This window comes from Paraburkholderia sp. J76 (genome assembly GCF_905220295.1).
Classification (GTDB): Bacteria; Pseudomonadota; Gammaproteobacteria; order Burkholderiales; family Burkholderiaceae; genus Paraburkholderia.
The window spans coordinates 172,470-196,799 of record NZ_CAJMZJ010000001.1 but is presented as its reverse complement, the minus strand read 5'-3'; the positions used below and the strand labels follow the sequence as shown (position 1 = coordinate 196,799).

Here is a 24,330-nt window from a genome sequence, read left to right as displayed (position 1 = left end):
CGGGCCATGGTCGTTCGCGCTCACGGCCCATGGCTCGCCAGGGAGTCGATACGCGCGGCGATGTATCCGTAGAACGGGTTCCACGAGAGACGCGTGAGAAGTCCCGCGCCCGCGATCAGCGCCCCGGTTTCGCCGCGTACGGACTGGGCGCCCAGACGAATGCCGAAGTCGTCGTTCGGATCGGGAGTGCGGCCGTACAGCGAATCGGTCACCGGAAACGGCAGGGCCACGTGTGAAAGCGAATAGACGTCGGGCGGATAGTCGAGCCCCGTGGGTTCGACCTTCGCCGTTGTTTCGTTGGGCGCCGTGCTCTCTTCGACCACACGCGGCGAGGTGGCGCCGGCGTTGGTAAGCACGGTCAGCCGGTAGCGCAGCGGCGGCGCGGGCGCGATACGTTGCAGCGCTTCACGCATCGAAGCGCGCAGCAGCGGGCTCCATTGCGCGGTGCGGTTAATGTCGAACAGCACGAGTTCGCTAGCCTCGCTGCTGCCGTTCGCCGGCAGTTGCGAATACAACGAACCGACGACCGCGCTCGTGCTCACCGTGAAATCGATTACGGACTGGAACGTGAGCGTGGGCGGCAGCGCCGCCAGTTTGCCGTTGCGCGCCGCATCCGCCACTTCCCGCTGGATCTTGCTCGTGATCCGCCACGACTGGCGCGCGCCGTTCACCGGAAACGAGTTGTACTTGAACGGATTGAATTCCGGCACGATGTCGAGCCACGCGGCTTTCGCAAACGCAGGCAGGATCGCCGGCAATGCCGCGAGCCCCGCAAAGCGCGCGAAACGCGTAATGCCGATCATCGGCGAAAGCAGGATCAGGTGATCCGCTTTCGGCAGGCTCGCGTCGTCGAGCGCTTCCAGCGAATATTGCAGCGCGAGCGCGCCGCCGTTCGAATACCCCACGATATGCAGCGGCGCGGGCGCCGGCACGAGACGGCGCGCTTCGCGCACGGCGAGGCGCGTCGCCGCCTCCCAGTCTTCCGCCGTCACTTCGGTCAGCCCCGCGGGCACGGTGCCGTGCCCCGGCAGGCGCACCGCCACCACGGCGAAACCATCCTGCTGATAGCGCTGCGCAATGTGCAGCAAGCTATAGGGAGCATCGGTCATCCCGTGCAGCATGACGGCCACGCCGCGCGGCGCGCCCTGCGGCATGAGCGTATACGAGCGGTTCCAGTCGGTGCGAAAGTGTCCCGGATAAATCGGACTGCCCGAGAAATAGCGATTGGCGGGAACGCGTTCGTCCGCCGGCAGTTTGTCGGTGACGTTTTGCTTCACCTCGTCGAACACACGGTTCTCGTTCGCGATGTATTCCTCCCACGTCGCATGATCGATTTCGCGCGCATTCATCTCCTGCGGCACGTACGTGTGCCACAAACTCAATGGCTCCTTGCGCTGCGCGTCGTAGAAGCGCACGGCGGCAAGGCACGCGAACGCAATCAGCACAAAAAGAAAAAGCCGCTTGATCCAGCGAAACGCCCACGCTCTCGTCAAGAAATTCGCCATGTCCGGTCAATGCCTCACGAACGGGTGCCCCGCGCTTTCTCACGCTTTCTCGCGCTGTCTCACGCTAGCGCGGAAAAACAGGCCAGATAAGCGGAACGAGCATTACGGTGATCACGAGCGCCCCGAACGCCGCCGGCGCACCCACCTTGAAGAAGTCCCGGAACCGGTAGCCGCCCGCCGTGCTGACGAGCGCATTCACGGGTGTCGATATCGGCGACATATAGGCCGCCGATGCCGCGACCGCCGTCGTCATCGCGAAGGGATACGGCGACGCGTGCAGATGCGCCGCCATTGCGAGCACCACGGGCGCCATCAGCACCGCCGTCGCCGTCCCGGAGATCACTGTGCCGATCACGAGCGTCAACAGGAAAACGGCGCCCAGCAGACCCTGCGCGCCCCAGTCGCCGGCCACGCGCAGCAGGGCGTCGGCGGCGATATCGATGCCGCCCGTGCGTTGCAGCGCGATGGAAAACGGGAGCATGCCCACGATCAGCACGAGGCTGCGCCAGTGAATCGCGCGATACGCGCTGTCGAGGTTCACGCAGCCGAACGCGCCCATGAGCAGGCAGCCGATCAGCCCCGCGAGCACGTTCGGCACGCGCGGCGTGAGCATCATCGCGATGACGAACGCCATGATGGCGAGCGCGTGCAGCGCCTTGTGCGGCACGGGCACGTAGGCGTCGCTTTCGACCGGCATGGCGAGGCAGACGATATCGCGCTCCACCGACTGCATCGAAAAGATGTCGATCCACGGCCCCACCACCAGCAGCGTATCGCCCACTTTCAGTTGCGTGGCCTCGAGGTCCTGCGCGAGCGCGGCGTCGGCGCGGCGCATGCCCACCACCGTCACGCCGTGCCGGCGCAGCGCCGCGGAACGGCGCGCGACGTTGCCCACGAGCGACGAGTCCGGCGGCACGATGACCTCGGCCATGCCCACGTCGTGAGTCTGGTCCGTGAAGTACGCGCCCGACATGCGGCGCATCACCAGCGCATAGCGCGCGCAAAACGCCTGGACGTCGAAGCGCGCGGACTCCGCGTCGAGCAGCAGCACGTCGCCGGGCGCGATGCTGCTGTCGGCCGTCGCGGGCAGCACCGTCGCGCCCATGCGCGTGCGCCGCTCGATGGCGACGACGTGCGCCACGGGGTCGTCGTCGAGCCCGGCGTGCCCGAGCGTCTGCGCCACGAGCGGCGAATCGGCGCCCACCTCCAGGCGAAACGCGCGCCCTTCGAGCGAATAGCGCGCGACCCAGTCGTTAAGCGTCGGACGCGTGATCGCCTCCACGCCGCCCGTGTCGTTCAGAAAGCGCCTCGCGAACAGCATCCAGCCGATGCTGGCAGCGAGAATCGGCACGCCCAGCGGCGTGATGGCGAAGAAGCTGAAGCCCGGGTAGCCGCGATAGACAAGCGCGCTGTTGATGACGAGATTCGGCGTCGTGGCGACGAGCGTGAGCATGCCGCTCGTGAGCGCAGCCATGCTGACCGGCATGAGCATGCGCGCGCGAGCGACGCCCGACTGCCGCGCAATGCGAATGACGATGGGAATGAAGATTGCCACGACGGCCGTCGAACTCATGACCGAACCCATGACGCCGACAACCACCATGATCAGCATGACGAGGCGGCGCTCGTTGGACCCGCCGCGCTCGATGAGATAGTCGCCCACGCGCTGGGCGACGCCCGTGCGCGCGAGCCCGTCGCCGAGCACGAAAAGCGCCGCGATGAGCACGATGTTGGGATCGGAGAAACCGGCCAGCGCCTCGTTGACGGTCACGACGCCCGAGAGCGCAAGCGCGACGATCATGATGAGGCCCACCGCGTCGGAGCGGGGCCGCCCGATCAGGAACATCGCGATCGCGCAGGCCAGACAGGCAACGGTCATCAAAAGGTCGGTAGACACGATTTCGTTTGCCTGGTCGAGGTACCGCTCAACGGGCCCGGGAAATCACTGCTACCCTAAATAGTGCCGCATTTTGAAAACTTACGTTTCAGCGGGGTTCAAGCCTCCAGCAGGGAAACGCGGTTGCGCCCCTCGTGCTTGGCGCGGTACATGGCTTGATCGGCCTGATCCAGCAGCGAGCGTGCGAGCGCTTCGGGGCTCGCGCTCCCGCCGTTCAGCCGGTAAGCGGCCACGCCGATCGACACGCTGAGCGCAATGCGCTCGCCCTCGTCGTCGAGCACGTCGAGTGCCTCGACCGCATGCCGGATGCGCTCCGCAACCACCAGCGCGTCGGGCAGTTCGCACAGCAGCAGCGCGACGAACTCCTCGCCGCCGTAACGCGACACCGTATCTCCCACGCGCACCTGCTGCTTCAGGCAGGTGCCGATGGCGCCCAGCGCGAGATCGCCGGTTGCGTGGCCGTGTGTGTCGTTGATCTGCTTGAAATGATCGATGTCGATGAACAGACACGACATGGGCGCCGCGTGCGAATTCGCGCGCCGGATCTCGTGATGCAGACGTTCGTCGAAGTAGCGGCGGTTCGAAAGACCCGTGAGCGGATCGGTCACGCCGGTCTTGCGCAGATGTTCGCGGTGCGCGACGTTGTCGAGACTCGCCGCCGCCACGCTGCTAAAGCGCATGAGCAAGTCGGTGCCCATGCTGGCGTCGAAACGCGTGGAGTCGTCGCTTGCAAGGCACAAATAGCCGAGCACATGGGAACGGTTCAGAAGCGGCAACACGATGGCGCTGCCATTCGCGGTGTCCGCCGCATGCGCCGTTCTCGCGCCGAAGAAGGTTTCGCTCACGGCGGGCTCGCGATCGCCCAGTTCGCTCACGCGGCCAAGCCAGGGCTGGTTTCCCGCGCACAGGCGCGATAACGCGAGGCCGCACTGGAGCCCGGATCTGAGGTTCGCTTCGAGGTCGGCGCGCTCGCAGCCGGATTCGAGCAGATCGCGCAGGAGCGGCGTGCGGGCGTCGAGCCAGATGCCCGACGCTGCGAGCCGGAACACCTCGGGCAGATAGACGAACACCCCTTCGAGAAACGCGCACCAGTCGTGCGCGCCGATCAGGCGCAGTTCCACGTCCTGGAACGACCTGGAGGCGCGCTCGTTGCGCTGAACGGTTTCGATAAGCGCAGCAAGGTCCAGTGAAGGCCGGGTCCCGGGATGTGTCACGATGCATCGAGAATATTCCGAAGCCTGCTATTACGGCAGCTTGGGGACAGACTTGAGCGTTCGCGACGGAAAAACAAAGACCGCTGCCCATGCGGACAGCGGTCTGGCTTACGGCGAGAGGCTGCGGTTACTTCGCTGCCGGCGACTTTACGCTCGGCCTCTCCAGCGAGTTGTTGTCGGGACCACTTGGGAGCGGCGCCGCGCTATTGTTCGCGCTGTTCGGCGAAGCGCTCATACCGCTGTCCGAGTTGGTGGCGCCCGGCGTGCCGTAGCCGCTCGTTGCATTGTTATTGGTGGCCGCGGCGGCAGCAGCCGGCGACGTGACGCTCGGGGTCGCCAGCGAATTGTTGCTCTGTGCGTACGCACCGGCCGACAGCGTGAGTGCGGCGACGGCCGCCATCAACGTGCTGGTTGTCTTGTTCATGACTCGCTCCTCCTCTGATTGGGCTGGAATGCCGGCGCTGACGAATCCACTCGTATTGCTTGCGGGTGGTCGTAATGCACGCGGCTCGCGGCGATCAAAATCGCTTAACTGTTCGCAGTGGTGCGCATAAAGCAGACCACTACCAGTTCATAACAAGTTTAGGAAAGCGAGCGCAGATAATTAAGCGCATTGTGCGCAACGATTTATTTCGCTTTTTGGCATTGGAGGTAATGGATTCCCATCAGAGCGCTGCATAATTCACGCACCGTCCGCCCTGTAAAGACCGTCATGAAGCGCTTTCACATTGACGCTTTCATAATGAATCCCGGAGACGTGTCTCCGGGTATCGGCAACGATCAGGACTCGTTCGGGCGCAGCGTCAGCGCATTCTTGACCGACGTGACGCCTTGCACGCCCGTGGCGACTTCGGTGGCGTGCTGGATCTGCGACTGCTCCGGCACCGAACCCTGCAGCACGATGGCGCCGTCGCGCGCACGCACGGTGATTCTCGCCACGTCGATCTTCTTGTCCCTGGCGAGAGCGGATCGGACCTTGCGGCTTAGCGCGCGATTCGCGGCCTTGGCCTGCTTCGTTTGCGCCTTCGACGGGGCGGCCTGTTGCTCCGATCCGGCAGCCGCGCCGCTCGCCGCATCGTCCTGCGCATAGGCGTGCAGCGACGCAGCCACGAGCGCCGTCGCCGCGGCCAGCTTGAATACTTGAAGAGCCTTCATGCAGTTTCTCCTGTTGTCACAGTCTTGTTGTTGGCGGACGTCATGCCGCGATGGGTTGCGACATCGCATCCGTTTGCGCGAGCGCGCGGCAGATTATATGAATGCAACGCGCGGCGCAGGGCGGAGAAAATGCGGCTGAATCCATAGCTTGATATCGATCCCGTCATGGAGTAGGCGCACCGTTTGTAGTCATGGGCCGATGGTCACATTGCCGCCAACGCCAATGGGTTCCATCCGCTATCGAAGGGCTTAAACGCGTTTTTTCCTGGGCGGCAAAGAAATGGGCCGCAAATCCAGACGCGCGTGCGAGGAAAAAACCGGCGAGGCGTCGCGTAATAGCGACGCATTCACGAGCCGCTTCCCTCGCGTTCGAGCCACGACCGAAACAGCGCGACTCGTTCTTCGCCGGACTTCTCATCCGCAACGTACGTGCAATAGCTGCGCGAGGGCAGCCGTGGACCCGCGAACGGTGCAACGAGCCGGCCAGCGGCAAGATCGTCGGCGACTAGCGCGGTGGGCCCCATTGCAATGCCGATACCGTCGATGGCCGCCTGCAAGGTCAGATAGAAGTGGTCGAAGGTCAAGGCGGCAGCGGGCCTCAGGTCGGGAATCCGCGCGCTCGCCAGCCAGTCGGGCCAAAGCCGCGGCAAGCTCGACGTGTGCAGCAATGTGTGTTCGCGCAAGTCGCCGGGCGCCCGAAGCGGCGTGCGCCGCAAAAGCGTAGGACTACATACGGGAAGCCGCTCCTCGGAAAGGAACGGCCGCATCGAATAGCCGTAGAACGTGTCCGGACCGCCCCGAATGACGAGGTCGTAGTCGTACTTCAAACTCTCCAGCGGCTCGTTCGACGTTTCCACGTTGACGTCCACGCCGGGATGCCGGGCCCGGAATTTCGCCAGCCTCGGCACCAGCCACCGTAGCGTGAACGTCGCTGGGGCATTCACCGTTAGCGTGCGCGAGACCGTTCGCGGCATGCCGTATCGCGCGGTTGCCTGCGCAAGCTGTTCGAACAAGGGGCCGATTTCCTGCAGCCACGCCTTCGCCGCCGCAGTGAGTTCCACGCGCCGGTTGTGCCGCTCGAACAGAGACGCGCCGAGCCACTCCTCCAGCAGGCGAACCTGCTGGCTCACCGCCCCCGGCGTCACGTGCAGTTCCGCGGCAGCCTCCTTGAAGCTGCCGAGCCGACCTGCGGCTTCGAAGGCGCGCAGGGCATTGAGCGGGGGCAACACCGGTTTCATTCGCAATAGTTTATCTAACGTGAATCGCCAATTTATCTCGTTTGTTGCGCGGTCACAAGATAGATATCCTTGTTGTTAGCCTCCTGATGAAAGCCGGGAAACCCGGTCCGCGCCCACATGCTCAGTTACACCGGCGGTATCGTGCTCTTCGCCGCGTTGCTCCACGCAAGCTGGAACGCGATGCTGCACGGCAATCGCGACCGGTTCCTGTCGATGACGTGGATGAGCATCGCCATCGGGTTGGTCGCCGCACTCGTCGCCCTCTCGATGCCGCTGCCGGCCGGCGCCTCCTGGCCGTATATCGTCGCCTCGGGGCTTGTGCATATCTTCTACAACTTGAGTCTCGTGCGGTCGTATCGCCGCAGCGATCTGGCGCTGGCGTATCCCATCGCGCGGGGCTCCTCGCCGCTGCTCGTCACGCTCGGCGCGGCGCTCTTCGCACACGAGGCCATCGGCCCCTCGCATGGACTCGGGATCGTGCTGATTTCGGGCGGCATCATCGCGATCGCGGTACAGGGGCGTCGCGTATCGCGCGCGGGTGCGCTCGCCGCGCTCACGACCGGCGCAACAATCGCGCTCTATACCGTGATCGACGGCATAGGCGTGCGTTTGTCCAACGGACAGCCGGTTAGCTACACCGCATGGATGTTCCTGTTCTACTGGGCGATGCCGGTGCTGTTCGTCGCGACGCGCGGGGTCGCGTCGTTCTTGATGCCGGTGCGCACCGAACCATCGTCGATCGCCTCGTCGATCGCGGGCGGACTCGTGTCCATCGCGGCGTATGGCATCGTGATCTGGGCATTGCAGTCGGGCGCGATGGGCGCGGTGTCGGCGTTGCGCGAGACGAGCGTCGTGTTCGCGGTGCTGATCGGGCGGCTGTTCTTGCGGGAATCGGTGAGTGGAGCGCGTTGGCTCGCGTGCGTGGTCGTCGCGGCCGGGGCGGTTTGCCTTGGGCTTTGACCGGACATTGTGAACGTGGGCATGTCGTTTGCCGCGCCCGACGCCAGAAAAAAGCCGCTGCGCTTTCGCGCGGCGGCCTTTAAGATCAGCCGAGCCCGCCCATCATCATGTACTTCGTTTCGAGGTACTCATCGAGTCCGTACTTCGAACCTTCACGCCCGAGGCCCGACTCCTTCACGCCGCCAAACGGCGCGACCTCAGTCGAGAGAATGCCCTCGTTGATGCCCACCATGCCGCTTTCCAGCGCGCCCGCCACCCGCCACACGCGACCGATATCGCGCGCATAGAAGTACGCCGAAAGGCCGAAGTCGGTGTCGTTCGCCGCCTGGATCGCTTCTTCCTCGGTCTCGAAGCGGAACACGGCGGCCACGGGGCCGAACGTCTCCTCGTGGGCGAGCATCATGCCGCCGTGCGCGCCCGTGATGACCGTGGGCTCGTAAAACGTACCGCCCAGCGCATGCGGGCGTCCGCCGCACACGACGGCGCCGCCCTTCTCGACCGCATCGCTCACGTGGGCCTCGACCTTGCGCAACGCCGCGCCGTTGATGAGCGGCCCTTGCGTCGCGCCCGGCTCCATGCCGCCCGACACGCGCAACGCCCGAACCGCTTCGACGAGCTTCCCGACAAACGCGTCATGTACGCCCGCCTGCACGTAGAAGCGGTTCACGCACACGCAGGTCTGCCCCGTGTTGCGGAATTTCGAGGCCATCGCGCCTTCCACGGCGGCATCGAGATCGGCGTCGTCGAACACGATGAAGGGCGCGTTGCCGCCCAGTTCGAGCGAGACCTTCTTCACCGTATCTGCGGCGGCGCGCATGAGCAGCTTGCCCACGCGCGTCGACCCCGTGAACGAGATCTTGCGCACGGCCTTCGAGGCCATGAGCGTGTCGCCAATGGCAGGCGCATCGCCCGAAACGACATTGAACACGCCACGCGGAATGCCCGCCTCGGCCGCCAGTTCGGCGAGCGCGAACGCCGAAAGCGGCGTCTCTTCAGAAGGCTTGAGCACCATCGCGCAACCGGCCGCGAGTGCGGGGCCGGCCTTGCGCGTGACCATGGCGAGCGGGAAATTCCACGGTGTGATCGCACCGACCACGCCCACGGGCTCCTTCGTCACGACAATGCGCGCGCCCTTCTTCGGCGCGGGAATCACGTCGCCGTAGGCGCGCCGCGCCTCTTCCGCGAACCACGTGAGAAAGCTCGCCGCGTAGGCCACTTCACCGAGCGCTTCCGCATAAGGCTTGCCCTGTTCGGCCGTCATGATGCGCGCCAGGTCTTCGCGATGCGCGTGCATCAGCTCGCCCCAGCGGCGCACCTTCGCGCTGCGCTCGGCCGCCGTGGCGTCGCGCCATGCGGCGAACGCGTGCGAGGCCGCCGCCACGGCCTGCAATGCCTCGCGCGCGCCGGCGCGGGCCACTTGCGCGAGCGGCTCGCCCGTGGCCGGATCGATGACAGGGTAGGTTGATTCGCTCGCCACCCACTCGCCGTCGATGAAACTCGACGTGCGCCACAGGCGCGTTTCCTTGAGTCCGTCGATCATGCTGCGATCTCCAGGCGTCGCGCCGCGCGCGGCACGCGCGGAATGCGCGCGCTCACGTAATCGTTGATCACGTCGCACGGCGTGTAGTTGCGATCGAGTTCGTAAAGCTCGTCGGCGCCCAGTTGCATGTCGAGCGCCGCGAGCGCGCTCTCGAACTGCGCGACGGTGTCCGCGCCCACGAGCATCGACGAAATGCCCGAACGGCCCAGCACCCACGCCTGCGCGATCTGCGCGCAGGACACGCCGCGCGCCGCCGCCACTTCGGCCACCGAACGCGCGATATCGCGCGAGGCTTCGTCGTCGTACATCTGCACGGTGAAGAAGTCGGTTTGATTGCGCACCGACTTCGCATCGCCGGAAAGCAGGCCGCGCGCGAGCGGGCTGAACACCGAAACGCCCACGCCCTGATCCTGGCAGAACGGAATCATCTCGCGCTCTTCCTCGCGATACGCGCAGTTCAGTTGAAGCTGCATATTGATTGGGCGTGCGAAGTTATAGCGCTCGCACGCCTGAAGAATCTTCGCGAACTGCCACGTGAACATGGTCGAGACGCCGATATAACGCGCCTTGCCCGCGCGCACGATATCGTTGAGCGCATCCATGGTTTCTTCGACCGGCGTGTTCACGTCGAAGTAGTGCAGCATGTAGACGTCGACGTAGTCGGTTTGCAGCCGGCGCAGCGATCCGTCGATGCCTTCCATGATGTGCTTGCGCGAATGGCCCTGGTTATTCGCGCCATTGCCGATCGGATAACCGACCTTGGTCGTGAGCACGAGTTCGTCGCGCTTCGCGATTCGCTTCACGATGCGTCCCACCACTTCTTCGCCCACGCCCGTCGAATAAAAGTCCGCGAGGTCGATGAAATTCACGCCCGCTTCGAGCGCGCGGCGCACAATGGGCTCGCTCTGCTCTTCGTTGTAGATCCATGGCTTCCATTCGGGCGTGCCCATGTTCATCGTGCCGAGGCACAGGCGGGACACCTTCAGGCCGGAGCGGCCGAGTTGCACGTATTGCATCGCAGTCACCTGTAACGAATGGCGCGGCTCACGCCGCGCGGGCCTTCGGCGTGTAGAACGGATTGCTGATCCGATCCTTGATCTTCGCAATGTCGTCGAGCTTCGGAAGGCCGTTCATGGCGGCGCGAATGGCCGTTTTGCAGGCCGCGTAATTGTTCTCGTACACGGCGTCGAGGTCGTCGCACGACCAGTTCACCCAGTTCGCCGTGACGATGCACCATTCGTTTTCGGCCTGCGGCGGCAGCGTGCCGTCGAGCATCGCCTCCGTCACTGCCTTCGCAATGGCCGCTTGCGACGCGCCCCACGTGGCGTTGCCGTGCAGGTCGCCGCGAATATCGGCCTTGTTCACGTAGAGCGTGGCGGGCTTCACCGGCACGTTGGGCTGCGCGACCACCATGAACGGCACGTGACCTTGGGAGGGCGACGACAAGCTGTTCGTAAACGCCTGCCCCACGGGGCCATTGCGCGGGCCAATCATGATGTTGATGTGGGCCGCGTTTACGCCTGGCCCCGCGAAACCTTCGCCGATGTAAACTTGCAGGTCTTTCATGTTTGACTCCGTCTCCTGTGTCATGAGTTCGAATTTGGCCAGACGCATTCCAGCACACGCCGCAAGCGCCCAAAAGCTATGAAATCTCATGGGGGCATGACGCGCAGTCATCGCTGCGCATGCGTGATTCGCGTGATGAAAGTGGCATGAGATCAGGTAATGCATCGATGACTATTCGTGGCTTTCGCAACCCGAAATGCCACGGCTAGACTCTGGTCCGATCGATTCGAAAAGCACGGCCGCCCGTGCAAATAAAACTGGAGACGACATGAGACGTATCACGCTGGCTGGCGTGCGTAAAGTGCGTATAGCCGCCGCCCTCGCGCTGACCTGCGCGGCCACGAGCAGCTTTGCGGCCCCCGGCTGGTGCCAGTCGGGCAAGACCGTGAAGCTCGCGCAGATCACCTGGGAAAGCGGCGCGCTGATGACCGAAATGGTCCGCACGGTGCTCGAAAAGGGCTACGGCTGCAAGACCGAAGTCGTGCCGGGCGCCACGGCCGCCACCGAAACGGCCCTCACGAAAAACGATCTGCAGGTATGGGCCGAACACTGGACGGGCCGCAGCCCCATCGTCGCGCACGGCTTGCAGGATGGCAGCGTGAAGCTCGTGGGCGAACTGATTCCCGGCGGCGACAAGGAAGGCTGGTACGTTCCCGACTACGTGATCAACGGCGACGCGAAGCGCGGCATCAAACCCATGGCGCCGCAACTGCGCTCGGTTGCGCAACTGCCGCAGTACAAATCCCTCTTTACCGACGACGAAGAACCCGGCAAGGGCCGCTTCTACAACTGCCCCGCCGGCTGGGATTGCGAGCGCTTCAACAACCGCCTGCTCACGGCCTACAAGCTCGGCGACGACTACACGAACTTCCGCCCCGGCACCGGCGGCGCGCTCGACGCGGCCATCGCCTCCGCCTACGAGCGCGGCAAGCCCATTCTCTTTTATTACTGGCAGCCCGCCGGCCTGATGGCGAAGTACCACTTCGTGCAACTGGAAGGCGCGCCGTATTCCGACGCGTGCTGGAACACCATCGCCGACCCGAAGGGCGCGCCGTGCGCCTCCGCGTTCAAGGTCTCGCATCTGAAGGTCGCGGTCTCCACGCCGTTCTACGACGCCGAGCCCGACGCGGTCGCGTTCTTCGGCAAGGTGAGCTTGCCGCTCGCGCTCGACGAGCAACTGGTCCAGCAGATGCACGACAAAAAGCTCGACGCGTCCACGGTCGCGCACACGTTCTTCGAGCAGCATCCGGAAATCTGGAAGCAATGGGTCACGCCGGAAGTCGCGGCGCGCGTGCAGGCCGGTCTGCGCACGTAAGCCACCCATATTGCGCGCGGCCGCGCGGCCGCACGACAGTACGCATCACATGACACACGCAGAATGAGGCTCAACATGGGATCTCCCTTTCTTCACCTCTCGATCGCCGACTGGGTCAACGATCAGGTCGCCGCGTTCGTGCAGCGCTACGGCGACGCGTTCCACAACTTCAGCGTGCTGATGCTGCGCGACCTGCTCGTGCCGCTGGAAGGCCTGTTGCGCGCCACGCCGCCCATCGTCGTGCTCGCGGCCGTGGGCCTGCTCGGCTGGCATGCGTCGCGGCGCGTTGGCGTCGCGCTGCTGTTCGTCGTGCTGCTCTGGCTGATCGGCTGCTTCGGGCTGTGGGACAAGCTCATGCAAACCTTCGCGCTGATGGTGGTCGCCACGCTCATCTCGGTCGTGCTCGGCGTGCCGCTCGGCATTCTCGCGGCGTCGAGCAGCGGGCTGCGCCGCGTGCTGCTGCCGGTGCTCGACGTCATGCAGACGCTGCCCAGCTTCGTGTACCTCATTCCGGTGCTCATGCTGTTCGGTCTCGGCAAGGTGCCCGCCATTCTCGCCACCGTCGTCTATGCGTTGCCGCCGCTCATTCGCCTGACCGATCTCGGCATTCGCCACGTGGATGCGGAGATCGTCGAAGCGGCGCGCGCATTCGGCACCACGCGCACGCAGTTGCTCTTCGGCGTGCAGTTGCCGCTCGCGCGGCCGAGCATCATGGCCGGTATCAACCAGACCACGATGATGGCGCTTTCGATGGTCGTGATCGCCTCGATGATCGGCTCGCGCGGTCTGGGCGAAGACGTGCTCGCAGGCATTCAGACGCTCGATGTCGGCAAGGGTACGCAGGCTGGCGTGGCTATCGTGATTCTCGCGATCGTGATCGACCGCATCAGCCAGGGCTACGGCCAGGGCCGGCGCACACGCGGTCTCGCGCGCAAGTCGAAGCAGCCCTCGCGCATTCCGTTTCGCCGCGTTCGCGAACAGGAAGGCGCAAACGCCGAAGCCGCGAAGCCCGGCGACCTGACGAGCCAGCCGGCCAAATAACGGGCGCGAAGGCACAAGCGCCGGCACAATGTGCGATCTGGCCGGCGCATCCAGCATACGCAACGAGCATGGAATGAGGTAAACGATCATGAGCGGCATTGAAGTCAAGAACGTCTACAAGATCTTCGGCACGCGCGACGCGAGCCAGCGCGCGCTCGACCTGCTGCGCGGCGGCGCGGGCAAGGCCGAAGTCCTCGAAAAGACGCGCTGCAACGTGGGCCTGAACGACGTGAGCCTGTCGATCGGCTCGGGCCAGATCTTCGTGATCATGGGCCTCTCGGGCTCGGGCAAGTCCACGCTGGTGCGCCACTTCAACCGGCTCATCGAGCCGACCGTGGGCGAGATCCTGATCGACGGCAAGGACGTGCTCAAGCTCTCCGACAACGGCCTGCGCGAGTTGCGACGTTACGGCGTGAGCATGGTGTTCCAGAGCTTCGGACTCCTGCCTCACCAGACGGTGCTCAACAATGCCGCGTACGCCCTCGCCACGCGCGGCGAAAAGAAAGCGGCGGCGCAGGCGAGCGCGCGCGAATGGCTCGGCAAGGTGGGCCTCGCGGGTTACGCGGACCACTATCCCGACGAGCTTTCGGGCGGCATGCGCCAGCGCGTGGGTCTCGCCCGCGCGCTCGCCGCGAACACCGACGTGCTGCTGATGGACGAAGCGTTCTCCGCGCTCGATCCGCTCATCCGCACCGAAATGCAGGACCAGTTGCTCGAACTCCAGGCCACGCTCAAAAAGACCATCGTGTTCATCACGCACGATCTCGACGAGGCACTGCGCATCGGCAACCAGATCGCCATTCTGCGCGACGGGCGCCTCATCCAGTGCGGCACGCCCGACGACATCCTGCACCGCCCCGCCGACGACTACGTGCGGCGCTTCGTCGAGCGCCGCGCCGGGACCGCGCACTAAGCCGCCGTAGATGCGGGCGCTCATCGGCCTGCTGGGCGGCTATACGATTCTCGTTTGCGGCAACAGCCTTCTCACGACGCTCATCTCGCTGCGCATGCTGCACGGCGAGCGCACCGCGCTCGCCGTCGGCCTCGTTCAATCCTGCTATTACGTGGGCTTCATCCTGGGCGCGCTGGGGCTGGGGCCGATCGTCCGCCGCATCGGGCCGCAGCGCGCCTTCATCGGCTTCGGCGCGGTTGCCGCGCTCGCGGCGCTCGGCTATCTCTCCTTCGATTCCCCCGAAATCTGGGCCGTGCTGCGGCTCATCACCGGCTTCAGCATGGTCGGCGTATTCACGTCGATCGAAAGCGGCGTGAACGGCGCCGTGTCGAACGAGCGGCGCGGACGCGCGTTCGCGTTTTATCTCGTGCTCACCTATCTCGGCGTGAGCGCCGGGCAGTTTCTGCTGGGTATCGGCGCGCCCGGCGGCATTTTCGAGCACGCGCTGGTGAACGGGTTGTTCGTGGCCGCGCTCATTCCGGTGGCATTGATCGGCGAGTGGCAATCGGGCGAAGCCTCGCTGGCCGCGCCTTCCGCGCTCGCCACGCCCAAACGCCCCACGCTGCTTCTCGACGGTCTGCGCGAACTGCACCGCGTCGCGCCGCGCAGCGTGCCGGCCTGCATCGGCGCGGGGCTGCTTTCCAGCGCGTTCTATGCGCTCACGCCCGTGTATCTCGCGCGCATCGGCTATCCCGCCAGCAGTATTTCGCGCGCCATGGGCGTCGTGCTGATCGGCGCGCTGCTTTCGCAATGGCCCGTGGGGCGGCTCTCCGACCGCCTCGGGCGGCGCGCCACGCTCGGGCTGATCTCGCTCGTCTCCGCGTGCGCGGCCGCGGCGCTGGCCGTCCTGCGCGCGCCGGTTCTCGTCGATACGCTGCTCTTTCTCTACGTGGCGCTCACGTTCACGCTGTACGGCGTGATCGTCTCCGACGTGAACGACCGCGTGGATCAGGCGCGGCGCGTGCAGACGAGCGCGACGCTGCTGCTCGTCTTCTCGCTCGGCGGCGCGGCCGGCCCGACCGTCGCGTCGTTGTTCATGCGTCTGCTCGGGGCGGGCGGCCTCTATGTGTTCGCGCTCGTCGTCACGCTCGCGCTCGCCGCGCTCTCACGGGCGCGGGGCGCCTGAATGGGGTCGCGGGCCGGTATACTGCGTCGTTTGCATGAGGCGTCGTTTCGAGATGGCGCCTTTCGCGAGGAGACGACCTTGAAGCGAAAGATGCCGGCGCTGAACGCCCTGAAGGCGTTCGAGGCGGCAGGCACGAGCGGCAGCTTCACCCGCGCCGCCGAGCAGTTGAACGTGACGCAAAGCGCCGTGAGCCGCCAGGTGCGCCAGCTTGAGGAACAGCTTGGCGAGGAACTGCTCGAGCGCCATCACCACCGGCTCGAACTGACCGACGCGGGGCGCGCGCTGCTGCGCACGCTCCAGCAGTCGTTCGACCGCATCGAGCTGACGGTGCGCACGATCCAGCAGAAGAGCGACCTCAACCGCCTGCGCGTGAACGCGCCGCCCACCTTCGCGAGCCGCTGGCTGGTGCCGCGCCTCACGCACCTGCATGCGCGCCATCCCGAACTGGAACTGAGCCTCACGACGCATCTGCAGGACAGTCTCGCCGATTCGACGGCGCTGGACTGCGCGATCCGCTTTGGCGATGGCGAATGGGAAGGACTCGACAGCTCGCTGCTGATGCACGAATCGCACATCGCGGTGTGCTCGCCAGCGTTGCTTGCGCACGGGCCCATCGACCTCACGAAGCAAACCCTGCTGCACGTGCTCGCGGGCGACAACCAGCGCTATCTCACGTGGCGGCACTGGCTCGACGCGGCGCGCATCGAGGACGTGGACACCTCGGGCGGCTACGAATTCGACCTGCTCGACCATGCGATCAGCGCTGCCGTGGAAGGGCTCGGCGTGACGATGGCCGACCGCCACATGATCGAACGCGAACTGGCTCGGGGCCTGCTCGCGCCGGTGCGCGACATCCACGTGGACGGCCGCCAGTCATACTGGTTCGTGGTGCGGCCGGAACAGAAGGCGTCGAAGCCGCTCAAGCTGTTCCGGCAATGGCTTCAGGACGAAATCGCCGCCATGCGTTGACGGCCTTGCGCGACGGCCTTCTCGGCGAGCGCCTGATCGGCGTCTTCCAGAATCATGTCCGCGCCCTTTTCCGCGACCATCATCGTCGGCGCGTTGGTGTTGCCCGAGGTGATATTTGGAAAGATCGATGCATCGACCACGCGCAGGCCTTCGAGGCCATGCACGCGCAGGCGCGCATCCACGACCGCCGTGCGCGGGTCCGGGCCCATCGCGCAGGTGCCGCACAGGTGATAGATCGAACCGCTTTGCTCGCGGAAGAACTTGAGCATGCTCGCGTCGTCGGTCACTTCGTTTGCGGGCGTCACCTCGGCAACGGTAATGTCCTGCAACGCGCGCGCCGTCATCAGCTTGCGCACGAGGCGGCTGCCCGCAATCGCCTCGTCGCGGTCCTTCTGCGTCGAGAGATAGTTGCCGCGAATCTTCGGCGAGTCTTCCACGTTCGACGAAGCGATCTCCACCGAACCACGGCTCGTGGGCCGGCAAGGATTGAAGCAGACGAGAAAGCCCGAATACGGCTCCGGCGTGAGCTGCGCCCGATTTGACTTAGGAATCCGATACGACAGCGGATTGAAGTACACCTGCATGTTCGGATGCGCTTCGTCCTGGCTCGTGCGGAAAAAGCCGCCCGACTGGTTCACGCTCATCGAGAACGGCCCCTTGCGCTGGAAGACGTATTGCAGTCCGAACTTCAGCTTGCCGAACCAGCTACCGAACGAATCGTTGAGCGTCTTCACGCGCGAGCGATAGTAGAAGCTCACGCACAGGTGGTCCTGCAGATTCTGCCCCACCGCGGGCAGTTCGTGCACCACGTCGATGCCGTGCTTCGCGAGCAGCGCGCGCGGACCCACGCCCGAAAGCTGGAGCAGCTTCGGCGAATCGACCGCGCCCGCCGCGACGATCACTTCGCGATTCGCCTGGAACGTGCGCTTCACGCCCTGCTGAACGATCTCCACGCCCACGGCGCGTTGCTTCGCGTCGTCGAACAGCACGCGCGTGGCGCGCGCATGATGCTCGATCTTCAGATTCGCGCGATGCCCCGCGCGATGCAGGTAGGCCACGCTGCTCGAATCGCGCTTGCCGTTGCGCGTGTTCACATCGTAGATGCCCACGCCTTCCAGGCGCGCGCCGTTGAAGTCGTCGTTGCGCTCGTAGCCAAGCTGCGTACAGCCTTCGACAAACGTGCGGCACACGGGATGCGCGCCGTCCTTCATCGGCGTGATGCGCACGGGGCCGTTCGCGCCGTGCCAGGGCGTGTCGCCGAGCGGGTGCGATTCGAGCTTGCGGAAGTACGGCAGCACTTCCTGGTACGACCACCCCGCGTTGCCCGCGGCGGCCCAGTCGTCGTAATCGCGCGCGGCGCCGCGCACGTAGATCATCGCGTTGATCGCGCCCGAGCCGCCCTGCACCTTGCCGCGCGGTGCGTAGATCTGCCGGTTGGCCAGCTCCGGCTCCGGCTCGCTGTAGTACATCCAGTTGTACTGCTGGTTGTAGTACAGCTTGGCAAAGCCGATAGGGATCTTGAACCAGAACGAATCGTCGGGTCCGCCCGCTTCGAGCAGCAGCACCGAATGACGCCCCGAAGCGCTGAGCCGCTGCGCGAGAATGCAGCCCGCCGAACCGGCGCCGACGATGATGTAGTCGTAGTTCATTTGAATGCTCCGGCAGGTCAGCCGCGTGCGGGCGAGGTGTCGCGCACGTCGGCCGGCTGGCTCGCCATCTGCAGATGCAGACGCTCGCCCGTATAGGGCGAGTGCGCGCGCACGACGTCCATGTCGAGTTCGACGCCAAGGCCCGGCGTCTTCGAGGGAATGATGTAGCCGTCTTCCCACTGAATCGGCCGCTTGAGCACCTTCGCATGGAAACCATCCCACGTGCCGATGCTTTCCTGGATCAGGAAGTTCGGCGTGCAGGCGGCGAGCTGAATGCTCGCGGCCGCGCCGATGGGCCCGTTGTAGAGATGCGGCGCGATCTGCGCGTAGTGCACTTCGGCGAGCGTGGCGATCTTCTTCGCTTCGAGCAGGCCGCCCACGCGCGCGACGTTCAGTTGCAGGATCGACGCACCGCCCGCCTGCAACAGCTTGTGGAATTCGTATTTGGTGGTGAGGCGCTCGCCCGTGGCAATGGGAATCGACGTGTGCTTCGCGACATTGGCGATGGCCTCTTCCTGCCCCGGGGGCACCGGCTCTTCGAACCACAGCGGATCGTATTTTTCGAGCCGCTTCGCAAGCCGGATGGCCGAAGAAGGCACCATCTGCCCATGCGTGCCGAACAGCAGGTCGGCCTTGCTTCCCACCGCTTCACGCACCTTGCGGCAGAAGGTTTCGCAGCGGTCGAGCACTTCGAGCGAAAGCTGATGCCCCGAATACGCCGTGTACGGGCCCGCCGGGTCGAACTTGACCGCCGTGAAGCCGCGCTCCACGTTCTCGGCCGCGCACTGCGCGGCGAGGTCGGGGTCGTCGTAGTCGTATTCGCCCTTCGCATTCTTCGGGTACAGATAGGTGTACGAACGAAGCCGCTCGTTCACCATGCCGCCGAGCAGTTCGTACACCGGCTTGTCCGCCGCCTTGCCGATAATGTCCCAGCACGCCATTTCGAGGCCGCTCACGATGCCCATCATCGTGAGGTCCGGGCGCTGCGTGAAGCCGCTCGAATACGTCTCGCGGAACAGGCGCTCGACCCGATGCGGGTCGTGGTCGAGCAGATAGCGCGTGAAGACGTCTTCGATCGCGCGCACCATCACGTCGGGGTGGAACGTGGCGGCGTAGATTTCGCCTACGCCTTCGATTCCGCAATCGGTTTTCAGCGTAACGAAAATCCAGTACATGCCGCCGAGGTGCGGAGGAGGCACCGCGACGACGTTCGTTTCAATGGCAACGACTTTCATGGTTCAGGCTGTTTCAGGCAGGTTTGGAATGAGTCATGCGCTGGAGCACGAGCGCGGCGACACCGCCGAGCGTGCCGATGGCGGCGACATAGGCGAAATAAATCTGGTAGCCGAGCATGCCCGCGTAGTGTTCGGTGATATAGCCGTTCACGAGCGGCAGGAAGATGTCAGACGAATAGCCGATCAGCGAAACGAGACCGATGGCGAGGCCCGTTATGCGCATGGGAATCGCGCAGTAGTCGAGCAACGTCCAGTAGAGGCCGCGAATCGCATAGGTCATGAGGCCGATGAACAGCACCACCGCGCCGAGCAGCGCCATATTGCGCAGCGCGGGCAGCAGGATCAGGCCGATCAGGCCCGCGACGGCGAGAAACAGCGCCCAGATCAGCACGCGCAGGTTCGACAGACGATCGCCGAGAAAGCCGCCGCCTATGCCGCCGATGGGACGCATCCAGAGCTTCGCGGTGGTGACCATGCCGGCCGCCACGACGCTCATACGCATCTCGCCTTGCTGGAGATACGCGGAGAAACTGTAAGTCGCCCAGAAGATCTGATAGCCGCAGAACACCACACCCGCCATGAGCCAGAGTTGCGGAATCGCGGCGAGCGTCGCGAGATCGCGCCAGAGGGAACTCGCGGCATTCGCTTCGGTCTGCCCGCTTTCGGCCTGCGCGGGCGCGGGGTCCTTGAAGAAGCTCATCAGCGCGCCGAGCGAGATGCACGTGAAGGAGTACATATAGATCACGTGGCGCAGGCCCACCGCTTCGCCGCGTCCCGAGCCGGTTGCGGCGGCGAAGAGCGCGAGCGCCGCGGTGGCGAGCAGCGCCTCGACGAGTCCGCGTCCGCCGTCGAGCAGACCGAAGAAGCGCCCTTGTTCGTTCGCCGCCGCGATCATGCGCACGCGCTTGAGCACCGAGGCCCAGAACGTGAGCCCCGTGGTGACGCCCCAAAGGCAGAAGATCACGAGCAGCGCATGGAACGAAGGCGCGGTGGAGTACCAAAGTCCCAGCGCTCCCGTGCCGATGAGCGAGAAGCAGATCAGCAGACGCGGCGCGATGCGGTCGGCAAGCCAGCCGCTCGGCAGATAGCAAACGAAGAACACAATGCCGAGCACGGAGTAGAGATAACCGAGCTGGGCGTTGTCGATATGCAGCACATCGAGCATCGTGGTCTGATAGACCTGACGCAGATACAGCAGCGGATAGATGCCGCCCGCAGCGAGCACGAGCAGCAGCAACTGCACGTAGCGCTGTATCGAGCCCGAAGCGGCGGGCGTGAGCGAGGGGGTTTCGGCGCGCGGCGAATTCGCCGGCGCATTGGGCCTTCCGATGGACTTCTGCAAAATTGTCTCCTGTCCCATGCAACGCTGACACCGGCGCGCGGGCGGTTGCCGCGCGAGGCGTTCTTTCTTTATCGGTGGCGCCCCTTTCGCGGGGCGCCTTTTTTACGATTGATCAGTATGTCGAACGATCAGAACGGCATCACGACAAGGCGTGTTTGCGTGAATTCGAGCATGCCGTGCTTGCCGTCGTCGCCGCCAAGGCCCGAGCGTTTCCAGCCAGCGTGATAGCCCTGGTAGGGATCGGCGGGCGTGCGGTTCACGTACAGTTCGCCGGCCTCGATTTCATTGGCGACACGCATGGTCGTGCGGTAGCGCTCCGTAAAGAGCACCGACGACAGGCCGAACTGGTGATCGTTTGCCATGCGCAGCGCGTCGTCGAGCGTCTCGTACGACAGCACCGGCAGCACCGGTCCGAAAATCTCTTCCTGCACGATCTCCAAGTCCTGGCGGCAACGCGTGAGCAACGTGGGCGGATAGAAGTGCCCCTTGCCCTCGGGCACATAGCCGCCCGTTTCGAGCTTCGCGCCTTCGGCCACTGCGCGCTCGACCATGGCGTGGACCGCCGTGCGGGCGCTCGCGCTCACGAGCGGGCCCATGCGCGTTTCGTCTTGCGCGCGGTCGCCGAAGCGCACCGCGCTCATCTTCTCGCGCAGCAGCGCGACGAAGCGGTCGTGCACCGAAGCGTGCACGTACACCCGTTCGATTGCCGTGCAAAGCTGGCCGCAATGCGTGGTTTTCGAGCGCACGATGGCCGTGGCGGCCGCTTCGAGATCGGCGTCGTCCTCGACGATGGCCGGCGTCTTGCCGCCCAGTTCCAGCGACGGCTTCGCGATGTTTTCCTTGCAGTAGTCGAGCACCTTGCGGCCCGCGCTCACGCTGCCCGTGAGCGTGATCATGCCGACGTCCGCGTGCGTGCAAAGCACCGCGGCGGTGTCGTGGTCCATGGTCAGCACGTTGAAAATGCCCGGCGGCAGTTCCGCTTCCTGCGCCGCGTGAGCCACTTCGAACGCCGAACAGGGCGTGTTGTTGCTCGGCCGCACGACCACGGCGTTGCCCGTGATGAGCGCGGGCGCAACCTTGCGCAGCAGCGTATAGACAGGGAAATTGAACGGAATCAGGCAGGCGGCCACGCCAATCGGCTCGCGCATGAGAACGAGGTTTTCGTTCGCGCTGTCGCTCGGAATCACCTCGCCTTCGATACGGCGCGCCCACTGCGCGTGATAGCGCAGGATCTCGGCGGCGTACCGGGCTTCGGCGGTGGCGTCGGCAACGCTCTTGCCCGACTCGGCGGCGAGTGCCGCGCCGATCTTCGGCGCACGCGCGACGATCGCGTCCGCAAACCGGTTCAGGATCGCGCCGCGTTCGGCGGCGGCCAATTTGCGCCACGCGCGCTGCGCGGCCTTCGCGGCAACGACCGCGCGAACCGCGTCAGCGGGGCTCGCCGCGCTCACCTGGCCGACGGCGTCGCCGGTTGCGGGGTTATGGACAGCAATGCGCGGCCCTTCGGCGCCGACGAACTGCCCATTGATGAAATTGAGGTCTGATCGCATGAATTGCCGCCCATTCGGCGTTGCCGCCGCTTCTTGAGAAAGGGCAGTATCTGTGCGGCATCGGGACGCGACAAACGATTAATTGTCGAGTGGAGCATGCGAAAAACGCATGCTTGCCGAGGTGGCGCGCGACAACGGCGCCAGTCAAAGCGCGTGGCTTTCGCATTGCGCGCTTGTTATAATTCGATCACACGGACGAAACAAATCTAACGTTCGCCGGAAGGCGGCACACACCGGCGCAACACCCACTACATGGCCAAAACCGACCGGCTGCGCGCCCTTGCCGACGCGCTCGCGAAACACAACGTCATGCATCTGCGCGATGCAGCCAGCGTGCTTGGCGTCTCCGAAATGACGGTGCGGCGCGATATCGCCGCGAATCCCGGACGTTTCACGTACCTGGGCGGCTATATCGTGAGCGCGCAGGACGTGCCCAATACCGCGGGCTACTCGCTCGAACACGAAAAGGACCACTTCGCGCAGGCCAAGGCGCAAGCGTCCGCGCACGCGGCGCGGCTCATCTCGCAGAACGACACCGTTTTTATCGACTGCGGCACGACGCTCGCCGCGCTCGCGCGTCTCATCCCTTCGCAACTGCAGATCACGGCGGTGTGTTATTCGCTGAACGTGGCCGAGATTCTGCGGCGCATGCCCAACGTGCGCATGATCTTGCTGGGAGGCGCGTATGTGCCGTCGTCCGATTCGTTTTCCGGCGAGGAAAGTCTTGAAACGCTGCGCCGCATGGGCATCAACAAGGCGTTTATTTCAGCGGGCGGCGTGGACGCCGCGCGCGGCGTGACGTGCTGGAACTTTCACGAAGTCGCGCTCAAGCAGGCCGCCATGGCGAGCGCCGTGGAAAGCCATCTCGTTGTGGACGCAAGCAAATACGGCATTGTGAAGGCGTGGCGCTTTTCGCAGATGGACGACTTCAATTCCATCATCACCGAGAAAGGCCAGACATTGCGCGGGCACAGCGCATGAGTGCCGGCCGGCCGCAAAGGCCGGCCGCCTTTCCGGCTACGCGTTGAATCAGCCGCGACGGCGCAGCGCGAACAGCGTACCGGCCACCAGAATGAACGCGCCGACAATCACCTTCTGCCAGGTGCTCGGCACGCCCACGAGAATGAGCACGTTGTTGATGAGCGTAACGAGCGCCACGCCGAGCAGCGTGCCCACGACCGTGCCGCTGCCGCCCGTGATGCGCGCGCCGCCCAGGATCACCGCCGCGATCACGTCGAGTTCCGAGCCCACGAGGTCGAAAGGGTTAGCGAGGCGATTGTTCGCCACATGCAAAATGCCCGCCACGCCCGCGAGAAACCCCGTATAGCCGAACACGAACAGCCGGATCGCGCGCAGGTTGAAACCGAGCCGCTCCGCAATCGCCGTGCTGCCGCCCATGGCGTAGACGCCGCGCCCCATCATCGTGCGGTTGAGCAGCCACCATGTGAGAAGCGCGGCTGCCACAAGCGCGATTGCGGAAACGGGCAGCACCGCGTTGAGTCCATCGGCGGTCTTGTACGCAATGAGCGGAATGCGGCCGAAGCGGTCCATGCTGTGCGGGATGTTCATGAAGAACGTCGTGCCCACAAAGGTGAGCAGTAGGCCGCGATAGAGGTATTGCGTGCCGATCGTCACGATCAGCGAAGGCGCCTGCAGCCGGTGCACGAGCATGCCGTTGATCACGCCGAGCACGATGCCGCCCACTGCGCCCGTGAGCAGAATGAGCGCGAACGGCGCATCGGGCCACCACGCGAACACGGCTTTCGTGATCGAGTACATCGTGAGCGCGCCAATGGCCGTGAACGACACGTCGATGCCGCCCGAAGCGAGCACGACGAGCGTGCCGAGCGCGAACAGCGACGTGATCGTGGCCGAGTGCAGCAGGTCGAACAGCGTGGCCCACTGGAAGAAACGCGGATTGATAGAGGCCACGATCACGCAGGTAATGACGATCAGCGTGGCCGTAAACCACTCGGGATTGCGGGCGAGTTTCGCGCGCCAGTTGAGCGGCACGGTCTGGCGCGAGACTTCGACGGTGTTGGACGACGTGCTCATTGTCTGATTCATGCTCATGCG

General features: G+C 64.9%; 21 protein-coding genes. 7 read left to right on the top strand and 14 right to left on the bottom strand.

Annotated elements, in window-relative coordinates:
• Positions 1–20: 20 nt before the first annotated feature.
• The 6 genes from U5768_RS00940 to gcvA all read right to left on the bottom strand — a co-directional run bounded on the left by U5768_RS00940 (position 21) and on the right by gcvA (position 7,009).
• On the bottom strand, positions 21–1,505 hold the full coding sequence (locus U5768_RS00940; RefSeq protein ID WP_322028504.1) for an alpha/beta hydrolase: 1,485 nt from the start codon (positions 1,503–1,505) through the stop codon (positions 21–23).
• Positions 1,506–1,569: 64 nt separating this feature from the next.
• A complete protein-coding gene (locus tag U5768_RS00935; protein WP_322028503.1) occupies positions 1,570–3,402 on the bottom strand; it encodes an SLC13 family permease in 1,833 nt (610 codons plus the stop codon).
• Positions 3,403–3,500: 98 nt separating this feature from the next.
• Positions 3,501–4,616: a GGDEF domain-containing protein gene (locus U5768_RS00930; protein WP_322028502.1), complete on the bottom strand. Its 1,116-nt coding sequence runs from the start codon at positions 4,614–4,616 to the stop codon at positions 3,501–3,503.
• A 127-nt stretch (positions 4,617–4,743) separates the two neighbouring features.
• Positions 4,744–5,040, bottom strand: a complete 297-nt coding sequence (locus U5768_RS00925) for a hypothetical protein (protein ID WP_322028501.1) — start codon at positions 5,038–5,040, stop codon at positions 4,744–4,746.
• Positions 5,041–5,396: 356 nt separating this feature from the next.
• Entirely contained in the window at positions 5,397–5,771 is a 375-nt protein-coding gene (locus U5768_RS00920) for a BON domain-containing protein (RefSeq protein WP_322028500.1), read from the bottom strand.
• 347 nt (positions 5,772–6,118) lie between these two features.
• Positions 6,119–7,009, bottom strand: a complete 891-nt coding sequence (gene gcvA / locus U5768_RS00915; protein ID WP_322028499.1) for a transcriptional regulator GcvA — start codon at positions 7,007–7,009, stop codon at positions 6,119–6,121.
• Between the two features lie 117 nt (positions 7,010–7,126).
• Here gcvA and U5768_RS00910 point away from each other — a divergent pair, with 117 nt between their 5' ends.
• Positions 7,127–7,969, top strand: coding sequence for a DMT family transporter (locus U5768_RS00910; protein ID WP_322028498.1), 843 nt, complete (start codon positions 7,127–7,129; stop codon positions 7,967–7,969).
• 85 nt (positions 7,970–8,054) lie between these two features.
• Here U5768_RS00910 and U5768_RS00905 read toward each other — a convergent pair whose 3' ends face one another.
• The 3 genes from U5768_RS00905 to fae are packed head-to-tail and all read right to left on the bottom strand — an operon-like array spanning position 8,055 to position 11,075.
• Positions 8,055–9,509 carry an NAD-dependent succinate-semialdehyde dehydrogenase gene (locus U5768_RS00905; protein ID WP_322028497.1) on the bottom strand — a complete coding sequence of 485 codons (1,455 nt, stop codon included), beginning with the start codon at positions 9,507–9,509 and terminating at the stop codon, positions 8,055–8,057.
• A complete protein-coding gene (locus U5768_RS00900; protein ID WP_322028496.1) occupies positions 9,506–10,525 on the bottom strand; it encodes an aldo/keto reductase in 1,020 nt (339 codons plus the stop codon). Before U5768_RS00900 ends, U5768_RS00905 begins: the two co-directional genes overlap by 4 nt.
• A gap of 28 nt (positions 10,526–10,553) precedes the next feature.
• The gene (gene fae / locus U5768_RS00895) at positions 10,554–11,075 is read right to left on the bottom strand and encodes a formaldehyde-activating enzyme (protein ID WP_322028495.1); all 522 of its coding nucleotides are present in this window, start codon (positions 11,073–11,075) and stop codon (positions 10,554–10,556) included.
• A 268-nt stretch (positions 11,076–11,343) separates the two neighbouring features.
• On the opposite strand from fae, the gene U5768_RS00890 reads away from it, so the two are divergent.
• The 5 genes from U5768_RS00890 (at position 11,344) to U5768_RS00870 (ending at position 16,478) form a co-directional block, all read left to right on the top strand.
• Positions 11,344–12,390: an ABC transporter substrate-binding protein gene (locus U5768_RS00890; RefSeq protein ID WP_322028494.1), complete on the top strand. Its 1,047-nt coding sequence runs from the start codon at positions 11,344–11,346 to the stop codon at positions 12,388–12,390.
• A 75-nt stretch (positions 12,391–12,465) separates the two neighbouring features.
• Complete coding sequence (locus U5768_RS00885; RefSeq protein ID WP_322028493.1) at positions 12,466–13,431, top strand: proline/glycine betaine ABC transporter permease; 966 nt, start codon at positions 12,466–12,468, stop codon at positions 13,429–13,431.
• Between the two features lie 88 nt (positions 13,432–13,519).
• Positions 13,520–14,344, top strand: a complete 825-nt coding sequence (locus U5768_RS00880; protein WP_322028492.1) for a betaine/proline/choline family ABC transporter ATP-binding protein — start codon at positions 13,520–13,522, stop codon at positions 14,342–14,344.
• Between the two features lie 10 nt (positions 14,345–14,354).
• Positions 14,355–15,509, top strand: a complete 1,155-nt coding sequence (locus tag U5768_RS00875; protein WP_322028491.1) for an MFS transporter — start codon at positions 14,355–14,357, stop codon at positions 15,507–15,509.
• Between the two features lie 90 nt (positions 15,510–15,599).
• On the top strand, positions 15,600–16,478 hold the full coding sequence (locus tag U5768_RS00870; RefSeq protein ID WP_322028983.1) for a LysR substrate-binding domain-containing protein: 879 nt from the start codon (positions 15,600–15,602) through the stop codon (positions 16,476–16,478).
• On the opposite strand, the gene U5768_RS00865 is transcribed toward U5768_RS00870, so the two are convergent.
• The 4 genes from U5768_RS00865 to aldA all read right to left on the bottom strand — a co-directional run bounded on the left by U5768_RS00865 (position 16,451) and on the right by aldA (position 22,254).
• On the bottom strand, positions 16,451–18,127 hold the full coding sequence (locus tag U5768_RS00865) for a choline dehydrogenase (RefSeq protein WP_322028490.1): 1,677 nt from the start codon (positions 18,125–18,127) through the stop codon (positions 16,451–16,453). The two genes, U5768_RS00870 and U5768_RS00865, sit on opposite strands and share 28 nt — an antisense overlap.
• A 17-nt stretch (positions 18,128–18,144) precedes the next feature.
• Entirely contained in the window at positions 18,145–19,362 is a 1,218-nt protein-coding gene (locus U5768_RS00860; protein ID WP_322028489.1) for a mandelate racemase/muconate lactonizing enzyme family protein, read from the bottom strand.
• Between the two features lie 13 nt (positions 19,363–19,375).
• Positions 19,376–20,704, bottom strand: a complete 1,329-nt coding sequence (locus U5768_RS00855; protein WP_415913825.1) for an MFS transporter — start codon at positions 20,702–20,704, stop codon at positions 19,376–19,378.
• Between the two features lie 128 nt (positions 20,705–20,832).
• The gene (aldA, locus tag U5768_RS00850; RefSeq protein ID WP_322028488.1) at positions 20,833–22,254 is read right to left on the bottom strand and encodes an aldehyde dehydrogenase; all 1,422 of its coding nucleotides are present in this window, start codon (positions 22,252–22,254) and stop codon (positions 20,833–20,835) included.
• 252 nt (positions 22,255–22,506) lie between these two features.
• Between aldA and U5768_RS00845 the strand changes: the two genes are divergently transcribed.
• Complete coding sequence (locus U5768_RS00845) at positions 22,507–23,235, top strand: DeoR family transcriptional regulator (protein WP_322028487.1); 729 nt, start codon at positions 22,507–22,509, stop codon at positions 23,233–23,235.
• 48 nt (positions 23,236–23,283) lie between these two features.
• Here U5768_RS00845 and U5768_RS00840 read toward each other — a convergent pair whose 3' ends face one another.
• Positions 23,284–24,327 (bottom strand): ABC transporter permease, encoded by a 1,044-nt coding sequence (locus U5768_RS00840; RefSeq protein WP_322028486.1) that lies wholly within the window; start codon positions 24,325–24,327, stop codon positions 23,284–23,286.
• Between the last annotated feature and the right edge of the window lie 3 nt (positions 24,328–24,330).

Bases quoted from the DNA above. Each gene is read 5' to 3' on its own strand.
- U5768_RS00940 (WP_322028504.1), bottom strand. From the start codon at position 1,505: ATGGCGAATTTCTTGACGAGAGCGTGGGCGTTTCGCTGGATCAAGCGG.
- U5768_RS00925 (WP_322028501.1), bottom strand. From the start codon at position 5,040: ATGAACAAGACAACCAGCACGTTGATGGCGGCCGTCGCCGCACTCACG.
- U5768_RS00920 (WP_322028500.1), bottom strand. From the start codon at position 5,771: ATGAAGGCTCTTCAAGTATTCAAGCTGGCCGCGGCGACGGCGCTCGTG.
- gcvA (WP_322028499.1), bottom strand. From the start codon at position 7,009: ATGAAACCGGTGTTGCCCCCGCTCAATGCCCTGCGCGCCTTCGAAGCC.
- U5768_RS00910 (WP_322028498.1), top strand. From the start codon at position 7,127: ATGCTCAGTTACACCGGCGGTATCGTGCTCTTCGCCGCGTTGCTCCAC.
- U5768_RS00905 (WP_322028497.1), bottom strand. From the start codon at position 9,509: ATGATCGACGGACTCAAGGAAACGCGCCTGTGGCGCACGTCGAGTTTC.
- U5768_RS00900 (WP_322028496.1), bottom strand. From the start codon at position 10,525: ATGCAATACGTGCAACTCGGCCGCTCCGGCCTGAAGGTGTCCCGCCTG.
- fae (WP_322028495.1), bottom strand. From the start codon at position 11,075: ATGAAAGACCTGCAAGTTTACATCGGCGAAGGTTTCGCGGGGCCAGGC.
- U5768_RS00890 (WP_322028494.1), top strand. From the start codon at position 11,344: ATGAGACGTATCACGCTGGCTGGCGTGCGTAAAGTGCGTATAGCCGCC.
- U5768_RS00885 (WP_322028493.1), top strand. From the start codon at position 12,466: ATGGGATCTCCCTTTCTTCACCTCTCGATCGCCGACTGGGTCAACGAT.
- U5768_RS00880 (WP_322028492.1), top strand. From the start codon at position 13,520: ATGAGCGGCATTGAAGTCAAGAACGTCTACAAGATCTTCGGCACGCGC.
- U5768_RS00875 (WP_322028491.1), top strand. From the start codon at position 14,355: ATGCGGGCGCTCATCGGCCTGCTGGGCGGCTATACGATTCTCGTTTGC.
- U5768_RS00870 (WP_322028983.1), top strand. From the start codon at position 15,600: ATGCCGGCGCTGAACGCCCTGAAGGCGTTCGAGGCGGCAGGCACGAGC.
- U5768_RS00865 (WP_322028490.1), bottom strand. From the start codon at position 18,127: ATGAACTACGACTACATCATCGTCGGCGCCGGTTCGGCGGGCTGCATT.
- U5768_RS00860 (WP_322028489.1), bottom strand. From the start codon at position 19,362: ATGAAAGTCGTTGCCATTGAAACGAACGTCGTCGCGGTGCCTCCTCCG.
- aldA (WP_322028488.1), bottom strand. From the start codon at position 22,254: ATGCGATCAGACCTCAATTTCATCAATGGGCAGTTCGTCGGCGCCGAA.
- U5768_RS00845 (WP_322028487.1), top strand. From the start codon at position 22,507: ATGGCCAAAACCGACCGGCTGCGCGCCCTTGCCGACGCGCTCGCGAAA.
- U5768_RS00840 (WP_322028486.1), bottom strand. From the start codon at position 24,327: ATGAGCATGAATCAGACAATGAGCACGTCGTCCAACACCGTCGAAGTC.